This is a genomic window from Rhizobium sp. NPDC092011 (assembly GCF_044756305.1).
GTDB lineage: Bacteria > Pseudomonadota > Alphaproteobacteria > Rhizobiales > Rhizobiaceae > Rhizobium.
Window position 1 is genome coordinate 265,119 of the sequence record NZ_JBIVSO010000007.1, and the last position, 12,130, is coordinate 277,248.

General features: G+C 56.4%; 16 protein-coding genes. 6 read left to right on the forward strand and 10 right to left on the reverse strand.

Going from position 1 to position 12,130, the window contains the following annotated elements:
* Positions 1 to 46: 46 nt before the first annotated feature.
* Entirely contained in the window at positions 47 to 655 is a 609-nt protein-coding gene (locus ACIQJ2_RS25585) for a DUF2306 domain-containing protein (RefSeq protein WP_400677621.1), read from the forward strand.
* On the opposite strand, the gene ACIQJ2_RS25590 is transcribed toward ACIQJ2_RS25585, so the two are convergent.
* Complete coding sequence (locus tag ACIQJ2_RS25590) at positions 635 to 910, reverse strand: hypothetical protein (protein ID WP_400677622.1); 276 nt, start codon at positions 908 to 910, stop codon at positions 635 to 637. The genes ACIQJ2_RS25585 and ACIQJ2_RS25590 overlap by 21 nt on opposite strands.
* Before the next feature lie 26 nt (positions 911 to 936).
* Here ACIQJ2_RS25590 and ACIQJ2_RS25595 point away from each other — a divergent pair, with 26 nt between their 5' ends.
* Both ACIQJ2_RS25595 and vapC read left to right on the forward strand, forming a co-directional pair.
* On the forward strand, positions 937 to 1,314 hold the full coding sequence (locus ACIQJ2_RS25595; protein WP_400677624.1) for a hypothetical protein: 378 nt from the start codon (positions 937 to 939) through the stop codon (positions 1,312 to 1,314).
* An 11-nt stretch (positions 1,315 to 1,325) separates the two neighbouring features.
* Positions 1,326 to 1,724 (forward strand): tRNA(fMet)-specific endonuclease VapC, encoded by a 399-nt coding sequence (gene vapC, locus ACIQJ2_RS25600; protein ID WP_400677626.1) that lies wholly within the window; start codon positions 1,326 to 1,328, stop codon positions 1,722 to 1,724.
* Between the two features lie 24 nt (positions 1,725 to 1,748).
* Here vapC and ACIQJ2_RS25605 read toward each other — a convergent pair whose 3' ends face one another.
* The 5 genes from ACIQJ2_RS25605 to ACIQJ2_RS25625 are packed head-to-tail and all read right to left on the reverse strand — an operon-like array spanning position 1,749 to position 6,094.
* Positions 1,749 to 2,834: a succinylglutamate desuccinylase/aspartoacylase family protein gene (locus ACIQJ2_RS25605; RefSeq protein WP_400677627.1), complete on the reverse strand. Its 1,086-nt coding sequence runs from the start codon at positions 2,832 to 2,834 to the stop codon at positions 1,749 to 1,751.
* Positions 2,831 to 3,955, reverse strand: a complete 1,125-nt coding sequence (locus ACIQJ2_RS25610; RefSeq protein ID WP_400677628.1) for a RidA family protein — start codon at positions 3,953 to 3,955, stop codon at positions 2,831 to 2,833. Before ACIQJ2_RS25610 ends, ACIQJ2_RS25605 begins: the two co-directional genes overlap by 4 nt.
* A gap of 2 nt (positions 3,956 to 3,957) precedes the next feature.
* Positions 3,958 to 4,626, reverse strand: coding sequence for an amino acid ABC transporter permease (locus tag ACIQJ2_RS25615; RefSeq protein ID WP_400677630.1), 669 nt, complete (start codon positions 4,624 to 4,626; stop codon positions 3,958 to 3,960).
* A complete protein-coding gene (locus ACIQJ2_RS25620; RefSeq protein WP_400677632.1) occupies positions 4,623 to 5,279 on the reverse strand; it encodes an amino acid ABC transporter permease in 657 nt (218 codons plus the stop codon). Before ACIQJ2_RS25620 ends, ACIQJ2_RS25615 begins: the two co-directional genes overlap by 4 nt.
* 14 nt (positions 5,280 to 5,293) lie before the next feature.
* Positions 5,294 to 6,094: a substrate-binding periplasmic protein gene (locus ACIQJ2_RS25625; protein WP_400677634.1), complete on the reverse strand. Its 801-nt coding sequence runs from the start codon at positions 6,092 to 6,094 to the stop codon at positions 5,294 to 5,296.
* A gap of 155 nt (positions 6,095 to 6,249) precedes the next feature.
* On the opposite strand from ACIQJ2_RS25625, the gene ACIQJ2_RS25630 reads away from it, so the two are divergent.
* Positions 6,250 to 7,164, forward strand: coding sequence for a LysR substrate-binding domain-containing protein (locus tag ACIQJ2_RS25630; protein WP_400677636.1), 915 nt, complete (start codon positions 6,250 to 6,252; stop codon positions 7,162 to 7,164).
* A 314-nt stretch (positions 7,165 to 7,478) separates the two neighbouring features.
* On the opposite strand, the gene ACIQJ2_RS25635 is transcribed toward ACIQJ2_RS25630, so the two are convergent.
* From ACIQJ2_RS25635 to ACIQJ2_RS25650, 4 genes are all read right to left on the reverse strand, one after another.
* Positions 7,479 to 8,117: a glutathione S-transferase family protein gene (locus ACIQJ2_RS25635; protein ID WP_400677681.1), complete on the reverse strand. Its 639-nt coding sequence runs from the start codon at positions 8,115 to 8,117 to the stop codon at positions 7,479 to 7,481.
* Between the two features lie 335 nt (positions 8,118 to 8,452).
* Positions 8,453 to 9,157: a DUF899 family protein gene (locus tag ACIQJ2_RS25640; protein ID WP_199144440.1), complete on the reverse strand. Its 705-nt coding sequence runs from the start codon at positions 9,155 to 9,157 to the stop codon at positions 8,453 to 8,455.
* Positions 9,158 to 9,200: 43 nt separating this feature from the next.
* Positions 9,201 to 9,347 carry a hypothetical protein gene (locus ACIQJ2_RS25645; RefSeq protein WP_400677638.1) on the reverse strand — a complete coding sequence of 49 codons (147 nt, stop codon included), beginning with the start codon at positions 9,345 to 9,347 and terminating at the stop codon, positions 9,201 to 9,203.
* A 348-nt stretch (positions 9,348 to 9,695) separates the two neighbouring features.
* On the reverse strand, positions 9,696 to 10,004 hold the full coding sequence (locus ACIQJ2_RS25650; RefSeq protein WP_400677640.1) for a hypothetical protein: 309 nt from the start codon (positions 10,002 to 10,004) through the stop codon (positions 9,696 to 9,698).
* Positions 10,005 to 10,810: 806 nt separating this feature from the next.
* Between ACIQJ2_RS25650 and ACIQJ2_RS25655 the strand changes: the two genes are divergently transcribed.
* Together ACIQJ2_RS25655 and ACIQJ2_RS25660 are read left to right on the forward strand one after the other, a co-directional pair.
* Complete coding sequence (locus tag ACIQJ2_RS25655) at positions 10,811 to 11,110, forward strand: hypothetical protein (RefSeq protein WP_400677642.1); 300 nt, start codon at positions 10,811 to 10,813, stop codon at positions 11,108 to 11,110.
* Positions 11,107 to 11,805, forward strand: a complete 699-nt coding sequence (locus ACIQJ2_RS25660) for a hypothetical protein (RefSeq protein ID WP_400677643.1) — start codon at positions 11,107 to 11,109, stop codon at positions 11,803 to 11,805. The genes ACIQJ2_RS25655 and ACIQJ2_RS25660 overlap by 4 nt, the downstream gene beginning before the upstream one ends.
* Positions 11,806 to 12,130 lie beyond the last annotated feature (325 nt).

Genomic DNA, 12,130 nt, shown 5'->3' on the forward strand with positions numbered 1-12,130 from the left:
GAACCATATGAGAGAGAATTACCTCCCTGCGATCGCACGGGGCATCATGGTCATGCTTGCGATAGCTGTGGCCGCATATTCGTCGCGATATTATGGCGTGCTCGATAACGCATGGTACGGTATCGATCCGAAAATAAAGGCGGTCATACTGCAAGCGCCGCTGCCTGCGCTTTTGCACATGCTGATTGCCCCTGTTGCTTTGGCCTTAGGTCCGTTCCAGTTTTATCCGGGATTGCGGATGCGTCATCCGAAACTGCACCGCTGGTCGGGCCGAGTTTATGTCGTGGCGTGCATTGTAGCCGGAGTTGGAGCGTTGGCCACAGCACCATTTGCGTCAGGTGGGTCGAGAGCTGGCCTCGGATTTGGACTTCTTGCCGTATTGTGGATCGGCACGACTGCTGCCGCCTGGATATTAGCCGTCCGGCGAAGCTTTGTGCGGCACCGGCTGCTTATGCGGTTCAGCTATGCGATGACCTTTGCAGCCGTCGTCCTTCGCGTTCAGATCCCGATCGGCTTCGCGCTAGGCTATGAGAGCTATTCGAGCATGTCTCCGGTGCTTGCGTTCTCGTCCTGGATACCCAACGTCGTGATCGTCGCTCTGTATTCGACATGGCAATCCTGGCGCCATTCTCGGTCAGGTGAAAACCGATTGTGATTTTGCATCGCCAAATGACCCGTCAACATCGGGAGTTGCGACGAGCTGTTGCAGATCTCGGTACGGAAACCCCAACGCCGATTCAAAAAGTGCCAACACCGGCTCCTTGAGTTGGCACTCTCCGCCCAAAAATGCGCCCCAAAATAGTCCGTTGACCGGATATTGCCGCAAACCCACACAGTTGGTCGATGGCATGGCCCAGAAGCAAACCTCCACTCGGACGCTAACAATCCGGAGAAGGAAAAATGTAATCATGGATCATTCCCGTTTTGGCGATTGAAGTGCTTGCCGCAGACGATGTGAAGGCCGCCACGAGTGAAGCAGTGAAGGTGTTTCTGAGGGATTCCGAGGTCGAGATCGACGAGTCTTCGATGCGGTCGAAACAAGTCCACTTCGGATCAACGAAGGCGACGGATACTACCTTCGACGGTTCGAACGAGGACGGCCCGCAGAATTTCGCGATGACATGGTTGCCATTGCCAAAGGCCGTCACCCCGCCGGATGACGTGAAACGTGTTGACATCGGTGCAGTCGGACGCACGAGGATTAGCACCCCTGCCGGCGAAGGTTGGGACAGCTGGTTCGAAGGCGAAGCCCCGTCACCGGATTTTGTGAACGAGCGTTATGAGCCACCCGTGCAGGAGCGCGAGGCGTGTTGATGCTCAAATAGATGCTGGACACCACCACCTGCATATTCACGATAGAAAATCGCCCGCAGAAGGTGCGTGATGCTCTTCGCCGCGACGCCGGTCCGTTGCGTATCAGCTCCGTCACTCTGATGGAATTGATATATGGTGCGGACAAGTCCGCTATTCCCGAAAGGAATCTATCTGTTGTGGAAGGCTTTGCTGTGCGCCTCGATGTACTCGATTATGGACAGACGGCAGCGAAGGACACCGGTCAGTTTCGCGCGGAACTTGCGCGCAGCGGATTTCCGATCGGGCCATTCGAACAGTTGATTGCCGGTCACGCGCGCTCGAGGGGATTGATACTGGTCACAAATAACCGGCGCGTGTTTGAGCACACGCCCGGACTGCGCATTGAGGATTGGGCCACTCAGGTGCCTTGAGCACGCGATTTGGCACGAGTTAGCTCAATCGGACAGGCGTGTCTCCCGCTTGCCGCCCAGGCCCGAACCGGCAATCTTGCAAATCGGCATGCCTGCCTGAATGACGCGTTGGTGCCATCTTGCAAAGACACACCCGTCGCGCTGGGTCGCCACATCAGTCCACGCGCTATCGAGGCTAGGATTGGTCGGATCAAATATTCTGGCGACGATATCGCCCTTCGTCACGGGTGCTCCCACGTCCACGAGATGCATGACAATGCCGCTTTGTGGGCTTTCAACAAACTCGAGATCCTCAAGCGAGATCGTCTTTGTATCGGGATCGGGCGGCGAGGGCGCAGCCACTTCGACGGCGCCGATATCGCCAAGGAAATGCAACAAGCCGAGCGCGTCGTTGGACGCCGTCTCCGCCGAAACATCGGAAAGTCCGCGAAGTTCCAAAGTGCAGCTTGCCGTCGATGATGGAAGCCCGAGATCTTGCCAGGCTCTGCTGTGTGCTTCGTCGAACGGACGATCGGCCGACTCCTCGGCAAGTATGACGACCCGGGCACTCAACCGCCCCGCTACCGTCCGAAGCTTTGCCCACGACACGGCCGAGCTGTAGATATGGACCGACGCCTCCATGTCCGCATGTACGTCTATGACATAGTCTGCGCCCCAGGACAGGCGCATGAGTTCGGCTTGAAGCGCCCTTGTTGGACCCGTCGTGCCTTGCCTTGTGAGAATGTGCCGGCCAAGCTCGGCTACGCGGTCTCTGCCAAAGTCGGCTGAAGGCGCGTCCAGCACCGGCCGAAGCATAGCTGCCATATCGGGAAAACCGCGATTGAAGTTGCTGCCATCCGACAAGGAAAATCTTCCCTGATGACGCCCAAGTAAAAATTGCTTCAGCCCTATCGGGTTGCAGTGTGGAAGGACGACGATCTCGCCTCGGATACAGCTTCCCCCAACAAGCTCTCCGAGAAGTCGCACCAATTGCTCCAGGGCGACTGTCGATGAAACTTCGTCGGCATGCAATCCTCCTTGCAAATAGACGAAGGGTCGTATTCCGGGATTACCAAAGCGATGAGCGACGATGATGTCCCCCGAGGGCAGCACGAGGTTTTCGACGCTCATCGGCGGTTGCCGCCATCACCGGGCACATTCGGGATGGCCCCTGGCCGCCGTCCAAGCAGTCTTATGGATATGGGCGAGGATGCCATGGGGAAGGAAAAGACCGGCAATCCGGTCGATGCGGGACCAGGCTTCCGATAATATCGATTGCGGATGCTCATATTGTCATGCAGCTCTTCCGCTGAGCTCCCGGCCACATAATGCGTTGTCGCCTTACGCACGTCGAAGAACGAAAGCCCCGAATGTTTCAGTGTCCATTCTATCGCACTCATGATGCGTTGTGTGTCCTGCACCAGGCCGATGCTTTCTTCGCAGGTCCCAGTGAGATCGAAATATCCTTCGGTGCGGGTCAGTCGGATGTCCACTCCCTCGATCAGGTGACTGGAAGCGGCAAACTGTTCACGAGTGACCATGTCTCTTGAGAAAGTGAGCTGTGCGACCATTGGAAATCCGTCGTCACGGATGCCGACGATCTGGCGAGGGTCGGTGCCGCTTGTATGCGTCAATAGACGAACCTCTTCGCCCAAGCGGTCGGTGGTAACGAACCACTGTTCCGAGAGAAGCGCATTGAGGCTGAGATCTGCACGGGTGAGCAGCCGGTTCAAAGCCGCTTCCAACTGGACTTCCCGTGGGCCTAGAATTCCTGCCCATACGATCTCCCCGCTGTCCACGATCTGCAACTCTATGCCGGTTTCGTTGTCGGTGAGAGTTCGAACGACCTTGTTCAGAGTTGAGCCATAGACGTCGACTTCGATCATCATGCCGTCATAGTAGAAATGCGGGATGGAAACCGGAAGCACGATCACTTTCTCGCCAAAGCGTTCACGGAAGAGGCGCCGAAGTTCAAGAGCATCCGTCCCGCCGGTCTTGACGTGATAGACGACAAGCTGGGCGATGTGCGAACGATCGGCGTCGATCTTCGACAGGAACTGATCGATGAAAGCCGACACCTCAGCGGCCTGCGCGAAAAGGTCGTTGGGGTGAAGCACCTCCCCGGTTTCATTAAGTGGACATTGCCCGCAGGACCAGAGGAGGTTTCCGTCCCTGACGAACAGCGAATAAGGATGATCAATGCGCATCTTCCAGACGGATTCGAAAGGGAGATATCGTAGGGTGTCGCTCATGCTCACTTACTCTTTGGATGAATGTGTGACGAGCTGTTCAGGTTGCGTGCCCAAACGCTCAACGGGAAGATGATCAGGAAAAATAGGATCGCGACCCCGGTGAGGGGTTCGAGGTATCGAAACGAGGCCGAGCCACTGATATAGGCGGCGTAGGCGACTTCGCTCACACCGATACCAGCGAGAAGCGTGGTCGCCTTCAGAAGATCGGTGAAGTAATTGAGGATTGCGGGCACCATTTTTCGAATGGCTTGAGGTGCGATTATAAGGCTCCACGTGATGTAGCGAGGCAGGCCAAGAGAATTTGCCGCCTCCCATTGCCCACGCTCGACTGACTGAACGCCGCCGCGGATAATCTCGGCCATGTAACCGCCGCCAATCAAGCCCAGTGCGAGAACACCACAGGCCAGGCCCGACAGGCTGGCACCCAGAAGGATCGGCAGGCAATAATAGGCCCAGAAGATGGCGATCATCTCTGGTGTTGCCCGGGCAACCTGAATGTAAGCCTTCGAGCAGCAAGCAGCAATGCGTGCATTTGACCATGAAACGGAGGCGCCCAAAAGGCCGAAGATGCTGGCAGTAACAAAGGCGAGAAACGTGATGAGCGCAGTTAGACATATGCCGTGAAGCAGAGCTGGCGCAGTGGAGATGAGCGTATTCAGATCAAAGCTCAAATGACCCTCCAGCGATTGAACCGCCTCTCGACCATTGAGAGGCAGAGCGAGAGCAGCAGTCCGCAGGCGACGTAAATCGCGGCGCTTGCGCTATAGAAGAAGATGGGGTCTGCCGTATAATCGCTGATGCGGCTCGTCACTCGCATCAACTCGGGGACCGAGAGGATCGACAGGATTGCCGTCGCCTTCAGCAAGGCGATGAGCGTGTTGGCAATCGCCGGCATCGCGATCGCGATCGCTTGTGGAATTATGACCAATCGCCACTTTTGCGCCGGCCGCAGGCCAAGCGCAGAGGCCGCTTCCAGCTGGCCTTTGGCGACCGCATTGAAGCCGCCGCGGTAGACCTCGGCCATATAGGCCGTCATCACCACGACCACTGCTATGCCGGCAGTCTGTTCGGCCGTCGTTGAAATTCCCGTAATCGCGGGCAGCGCGAAGTGAATCCAGAAAAGCTGCACCAGGATCGGGGTATTACGAAAAAACTCAACGAAGGTGATTGCAGGATACCGGACCAGTCTTGCCGGATTGCCAATCCCCAAGGCGACTGGCAATCCGAGAACCATCGATCCGACGGCCCCGAGCACGAAATAGAACATGGTCAGGGACAGGCCGCGCAGCAGGGCCGGCCCGTAGAGGATAAGGCTGTCCAACATGGTTCGAGCTCGGGTTACTTGATGCCGTACCACTTCTGCTTCGTATCCGAGATGAACCCCGTTGTCGTGTTGTAGGCGATCCAAGTATTCAGGAAGGAGAGAAAGTGGTAGTCTCCAGGGCGCGTGGCGTAGGCATAGCCGGTCGCTTCGATCGGGGCATCCGTGCCGATTACCTTGACCTTCGCGTTCGGATTGGCCTTCATGAACAGCGCGTTTTGAAGGAGATCGCTCAAGTGTGCGCTGGCTCGGCCGGCCGCGACCTCGAGCTGCCCGGCAACGGCATTGTCGGATACGATGGTTTTCTTGCTTGCATTGGGCAGGAGACGATCGGTCTGTGCGACGGCGGCCATGCCGGCAATGCTCACGACCGTGTATTGGGGGTCGTTCAATTGCTTCCAATTCGTGACATTGAGATCTGCACCGACCAGAAACGTATTGCCTGTCGTCATGTAGCTATCGGTAAAATCGACGGTCATCGCGCGTGCCGGCGTGCGGAACATGTCGACCATCGCGATATCATATTGCTTCTGCATCAGCGATGGGATGACCGTCGCCCAGGTCGTGTCGACAATCTCCAATTTGACGCCAAGCGCCTTGGCCAGGTTGTTGGCCATGTCCACATTAAAGCCTTCCCATTCACCCGAGACCGGGTTCTTCTGTTGAGCCGGCACCGAATCCGCCATTCCGACCTTGAGGACGCCGGCGCTTTTGATGCCGGCTAGCGTATCGATCGGCTCCTGGGCTTCGGCTCCAGTTGCCATCAGCGAATAAACGGCAACCAAGGAGGCGCTGACTAATGCCTTCAGCTTATTCATATGAAGTTCCCTTATCTAGATTGGGGCAAGTTGCCCAAGCCTGGAGATTGCGCTACGCAAGCACTTTGGAGAACGACGAAAAAAATGATGCGTCTTATAATGTACGCTTATAAGAACGGCAGTTCGTCAGTCACATTTGCCGACAGGATCGCATCATGGACCTTAGAAAGACGATTGGCCCGCTCGACAACCTCATCGCGTTCGAGGCAGCGGCCAGGCTCATGAATTTCAGCAGGGCGGCCAAAGAATTGTCCGTCGCCCAGCCGGCCATCAGCCGTCGGATCCTTCAGATGGAGGCTATCCTCGGCACGGCGCTGTTTGAGCGGAATGGCACGAAAATCCGTCTGACAGCAGCAGGCTCTTCATTTTATGGTGTCGTCTCAGCCACTTTCGAAACGATAGAACGCGCGGCCAAGGCTCTCCCCCGCGATGACGATGGTGTTGTCACCCTGAGGGTAAATGTCGCCGCCGCCTCGCTTTGGCTCATGCCGGCGCTTGGCGAATTCTACTCAACGTTTCCCGACATCCGACTGCATCTCGTCTGTGTCGATGAACTGCCGGAATTCGGGCATGGCAATTTCGATCTGGAGATCCGGTTTGGGACTGGCGACTGGCCCGGTCTCGAGAGTCACGCGCTTCTGAAGGAGGAAATTTATCCTGTGGCTTCTCCGGGATTTTGCCGTTCTCATTCAATTTCGGATCTGCCCAGCCTTGGCAAAGCTCCTTTGTTGCAGCTTGCGAACTACACGAGCCCTCTGATGGACTGGCAGCTCTGGCTGGATCATGACAGCGCACCTGTCGTCCGCCGGTTGACGACTTATGCCATGGTCCTCGAAGCGGCTCGGTTCGGCCATGGGGTGGCCCTCGGCTGGCATCCCTATGTGCGGGGCTTTATCGAAACTGGCGAATTGGTGAGATTGCCATTCAAGGAACGGACGAGTTCCTACCGCGAATTTCTGGTGATCGATCCTGCCAAAAGCCGCCGTTATTCCGTGGAGCGCACGAAGGAATGGATCATCGCATTGGCAGCTCGTGAGACGGCGCTCGGCACGTCGGGCTCAGGACGATAGCCATCGGCCCAAGTCCGCCGAGCGGCCTATCAATCCTCATCAAGGCGAGGAAGCTGTGCTTGACGGAAACATGCGTCCAAAAAGCGAGATTTCATACTTCCGACCTCGGTTGAGGACGGCATTATATTGTCGATTTTGCTGGATAGTCGTCCTTTGATATTACCTCGGTATTTTGAGGGTCCGCAGGTTGGATCCCATCAAGAGCGTGTATCGGGGCGGTATGCGGGAAGCCTGCTTGCTGGGGCTTGCCGCGTTCACGTAGAAGACCGTCCGTGCTCTATTCTTCGAATTGGACAGTGTGGAGGAGCCCTATTTCAGTTGGGAAGCGGCGGCAGACACGGCGCCACCAGTCCAGAAAACGGATCGCGCCAGGCTTCGATCCGGCTTAGTTGATCAGACCAGCGCTTTATCGCGGGATAGTCCTCGATCGGAAGGCGTGCTGCGTCGTTGTACGGCAGGAATGTCGCCATACGAAAATCGGCAAACGAGATCGTTTCGCCGAGGATCCATGGTCGATCGGCCAGCTCACTTTCGAGAATGACTGCTGCTTTGTGGAATTGTCTCAGGCCTTCCGCAACCATCGTCTCGTCACAGGGCCCGATGCCGTAGCGCAGCTTCGTGCCGCGCTCCCAATGGACGATGTCGCACGCCTTCATGAAGTTCTCCTTCGCCCAGCTGATCCAGCGGATCATCTGCGGTTCGTCATCATCGGTCCTCCAGAAGTTTGAGCCGGCATGCCTGGATAGCCAGCAGGCAATCGCATCACTCTCCCAGAGCGTTCGACCGGAGTACTCCAAAATCGGCAAAAGAAGGTTTGGGTTGAGCGGCAGATATCGCTCCGATTGTCCGGGAGCCATCGGTGCGGCGAACTCGAAGGCGATATCTGTTTCCAAGAATCGCGCAACGGCAACTGCAAGGCGCGGATTGGGGTTTCTGCTGAAATACAACTTCATTTGGATTTGTCTCCGGTGTCCTCTCGCAGTAGACGAACCGAGGTCCACCTTTTCGACAATCGCAGATCAAAAATTCCAAAGGTTGCTCAGGTTGATGGATATTCGAGGATGACTGTGTGGAGGTCCAAAGCCTCCGATGTAAAACTCATACAACAGAAATGATTTCAACCGGGCAGCCTTGCTCCTACCAGGCCGTCCGCGCGGTGCTGAGCGCATATCAAAGACACGACGAAACTCGCGCGGCAAGAGGGTGAATGGAAGCTCTTCCATCGACATGTCGACATACTGAAGTGCTCTCCATAGCCTGGACTAGGTTCGACCCCGGAAGTTGAGTGTCAGTAGCTTAGTTTCGGATACCAGTCAGCGCCACGCCCGGCCGGGGTCATATCGAGAATATTCCATAGCGGTGCGATATCGACAGCGCCTCTCGGATCCTGGCCGGGATCGGCCGCTTCGCTGGGCATTTCGGCGTTGTAGAAGACGTGAACGTCTGAGCCATCCTTCTGGTAAACCGTGAAGCCCGGATATTCGTGACCCTCGCTATCGAGCAGGCCTAAATCTCGGGCATAGTCGTCACCTATGGTTTGAACGAAATCGAGGTCACGCCACCCTCGCTCCACGGCAAACGCCCGTTGCCGCTCCACAGGGCTTCGGCCAACGATCTTGAAGGCGACCCGTTGTTTGACGTCGGCCGCGTTTCCATTCGCCCCGCCAAGGAAGTTTGTGCACATCGGGCAGGGCCGATCGCGTTGTGGGCCGAACATCCAGAAGTAGGTCACAAGCGTGTCGTGATCTCCGAAGAGCTCCGCAAGCCCGATCTCGCTGCCATTCTCGTCCTTGAAACGATAATCCTCTTCGACAACCGGACCGGAGGGTAAATGCCGCCGTTGCTCTGCAAGACGGGTGAGGTGACGTCGGACTTCGATTTCTTCTGCCAGCAGCGCCGTTCTGGCCTCGGAATATTGCGGGCTTTCATTCTTGAACCGGGACACTCGCTTCGCAGCCAGTTCCGTAGCAGGTTTCAACTCACTCATATTCATGTGTTTCGCTCCCTTGAAAAGTGGCAGGCATTTTGGGCTCGGATCAGCTTTTCGGCGGCTCAGTCAGATCGATCAGGTTGTTCTCCTCATCAAAGAAACCCGCAACGGCGCCAAAGGATCCGCAAGCCTCCGTCTCGGGCAGCATGCCTTCCGTAGACAGATGTTCTTTTTCGTCGGCGGGATCGGTCATGACGATGGTCGTCACGGCTTTTCCGGCGCGCTCCTCGTCGCACTAGAGCTGGAGGCCACCCGCAAACCCATGTTTCGCCATTGCGCCGTGTTTGGGAGTGGATGGTCATCGGCTGGTCTGCCTATGAAACGACCGTACCATGTCAAGGCGGCTCGAAGGTCGCTTACTATCGCGGCAGCATATATTCCTTAGACGTTTATGGACGATGCCATTGAGGTTCTCCTCGCTCTCACCATCCTATAGACGTTCGACACCGTTCAAAATCGACAACACCATCGACTTTTTGTCAGCCTGTCCCAAGCGGACAGGGGATTGCGATTGCGCTGGCGTGAGCCGCCACGATGAAGGTTATCGCGGCGAGAGGCATTGGAAATTCATGCTGCCACGGGAATAAGTGTCGCTCACGGGATCGTAACGAAGGCGGTAGCTGGCTGCGCACCACTTAATGTGCCGTACTTCCCTCGCGGACAGGACAGATGCCTCTTGCGCGGCCGCGCCATGTCCGTCGTCGGTATAGGCCGAAACGCCACGGCCGTCGTCGTGACTGCCCGCGGCCGCACCTTCCCGCAACTGGAGCGCGCCGGCGGGGGTCAGTGACGAACCGAGAATGACGCTGCCGAACGCGGCGGCGGAGATGAGTTTTGTGATGTTGAACATGATGACACCATCTGGTTAACCTCGTCAAACAACGGTGTTTGCGATCCTTTTGTTCCTTTCGCCGGCCGTCTGGCAATCGTCATCGACAAGTCGCGGCTGCTCTTTGTCGGGTTTGCGCAAACGACGACGCGGTCACGTTGGCTCAAGCCAATAGGTCGGCTTTGGGCGGCGGACTTTCGATATTTGCTTGTGCCATCATGGGAAGTTCGACGGTTCCAATGGCATCCTCCACTAGCGATCCTCGACCGTCAGGCCACAACGAGATCAAACGCGGCAAGCGCCGGTCAACGCTGTTTAGCAGTAGGAGGAGGGATCAGGCGGATAGCGCACGAACGGCTGATCGGTCGGAAGGGCCTCTTCTCGCTCGTCGCAACCCCGATGAGGCCTCGCGATCAGAAAATTGCCAGGCGCGTTTGAAGGGGGATGACACTCTTCGGCATCACCCAGCGGATGTTTGATCACGTGTCGGGCCTTCGCATCGAGGACAGACACCTCAGGTGCCTCCAGTTCGAAAGGTTTTTCTGCAACTGCGCAAAGAATCAATGCCGGAACCACGAGCGGCGGTCGACACTCTTGTAGCAACAGGTATCGCTTGGCAGTTAATTGTAAGAATGCGGCGGTTTGGTTCGGGGTTGGCATTCAACTATGAGAATTGGGGCTTCAAGATTCTCTGTTGTGTTCCAATAGGATTTGGCCGGTCTCTCGCTTGGCGCTGGCCCGATGAGCCAGAGCCATGCGTATGAAATCCCTTAACTATTTTGCGCCAACTGCGGGTTACCGCAAAATGGCTGCTGGGTGAATTTCATATGGAATTCAACAACAACCATCTCGTCGTTCGCGATGGTCTCGCCGCAACCTCCTATGGCAAAGCTGTCGAACGGCGGGCAGCGCAAATCCTGCAGAACGATCCAACCCTGAAACATAGGGGAATGTCGCGCGGTCGCAATGGCCAGTGCATCCAGTCTCCGGATTTCGTGGGTGCCGGTGGTACGTACAAGATCACGACGCAAGCCTGGCTACCAGGCCACTTGGCGCGATCCTACGGACGCACTACAACACATATCAATCACCCCGGCCTTCCAACGAATACGGTATTCCCGCGATGATTTCCTATCAGAATCAGACTTTCAGCATGATCAAGGATCCGCGTGCGGACCGCGTCGTTGCCGATATCCAACTCGATGGATGCGTGATCGATAACTGCCTGCTCTCGCAGCATCAGTCGAACGGATCCCGTTCCGTCGTGCGAAACGTGAGAATATCCAACAGCCGGTTTGTAGGATGCCAACTCGGGCCTGCACGGGTGGAGGGCGTGGAGATCGCGAAGTGCACGGCGAATGATCTGGTGATAGCCTGGGGCACGATTTTTTCGCACGTCAAGCTGACCGGCAATATCTTTTCTCTCAAGATCAATACGATCGTCGAGTTTTCGGCAGGCGCGCAGGCACAGAGCCTCTATGATCGCTCCCGCGAGGAATTCTACCGATCGACAGACTGGGCTTTGGACCTGTCGGAAGCACGTCTCGCGAGCTTCGACAGCGCAGGCATTCCGGGGCGGCTTTTTCGTCTCGATCCCGAAACGCAGGGCATCGTACAGCGAAGCAAGCTCGATAGTGGCTGGGAAGGCCGCATTCCTGCCGGCAATCCCTGGCTTCCCTGGATTTACAACATGTTGTCCACGACCGACAAGGACGTCGTTCTCGCTGCGCCACTCGCAAAGCCGAAAGCGCAGCGGGAGAAATATCTTGCAGGATTGCAGGAATTGAAGTCGCTTGGCTTCGTAGGCGGCACGGGCGCATGACCGGCCGAAGACACTCGGCCGCCCCATGTTATCTATCGGCCATCATGCCTCAGTGGCGGGAACTGGTTGTCAACCGGTGCGGAGGCCACCTGCTGAACTACACAATCGTGATGGAAAATGGCGTAGGGATGTAAGCTATGCGACATGCAACCATATAGAGAAATAAACTAGATTGAAAAACTAAAAGTTGACATCTCGCTGTGGGTTACCTATATACGGTTATCGATATTTGCTTGCTGAGCTTTGGTTACCGCGCGTTTGGCACCGTGCCCTGAACGAACCTTCCTTTCAAAAATCGCTGTCCACCAACTGCAACGCGCAAGCG

Bases quoted from the DNA above. Each gene is read 5' to 3' on its own strand.
- ACIQJ2_RS25585 (WP_400677621.1), top strand. From the start codon at position 47: ATGGTCATGCTTGCGATAGCTGTGGCCGCATATTCGTCGCGATATTAT.
- ACIQJ2_RS25590 (WP_400677622.1), bottom strand. From the start codon at position 910: ATGATTACATTTTTCCTTCTCCGGATTGTTAGCGTCCGAGTGGAGGTT.
- vapC (WP_400677626.1), top strand. From the start codon at position 1,326: ATGCTGGACACCACCACCTGCATATTCACGATAGAAAATCGCCCGCAG.
- ACIQJ2_RS25605 (WP_400677627.1), bottom strand. From the start codon at position 2,834: ATGAGCGTCGAAAACCTCGTGCTGCCCTCGGGGGACATCATCGTCGCT.
- ACIQJ2_RS25610 (WP_400677628.1), bottom strand. From the start codon at position 3,955: ATGAGCGACACCCTACGATATCTCCCTTTCGAATCCGTCTGGAAGATG.
- ACIQJ2_RS25620 (WP_400677632.1), bottom strand. From the start codon at position 5,279: ATGTTGGACAGCCTTATCCTCTACGGGCCGGCCCTGCTGCGCGGCCTG.
- ACIQJ2_RS25625 (WP_400677634.1), bottom strand. From the start codon at position 6,094: ATGAATAAGCTGAAGGCATTAGTCAGCGCCTCCTTGGTTGCCGTTTAT.
- ACIQJ2_RS25630 (WP_400677636.1), top strand. From the start codon at position 6,250: ATGGACCTTAGAAAGACGATTGGCCCGCTCGACAACCTCATCGCGTTC.
- ACIQJ2_RS25635 (WP_400677681.1), bottom strand. From the start codon at position 8,117: ATGAAGTTGTATTTCAGCAGAAACCCCAATCCGCGCCTTGCAGTTGCC.
- ACIQJ2_RS25640 (WP_199144440.1), bottom strand. From the start codon at position 9,157: ATGAATATGAGTGAGTTGAAACCTGCTACGGAACTGGCTGCGAAGCGA.
- ACIQJ2_RS25645 (WP_400677638.1), bottom strand. From the start codon at position 9,347: ATGACCGATCCCGCCGACGAAAAAGAACATCTGTCTACGGAAGGCATG.
- ACIQJ2_RS25650 (WP_400677640.1), bottom strand. From the start codon at position 10,004: ATGTTCAACATCACAAAACTCATCTCCGCCGCCGCGTTCGGCAGCGTC.
- ACIQJ2_RS25655 (WP_400677642.1), top strand. From the start codon at position 10,811: ATGGAATTCAACAACAACCATCTCGTCGTTCGCGATGGTCTCGCCGCA.
- ACIQJ2_RS25660 (WP_400677643.1), top strand. From the start codon at position 11,107: ATGATTTCCTATCAGAATCAGACTTTCAGCATGATCAAGGATCCGCGT.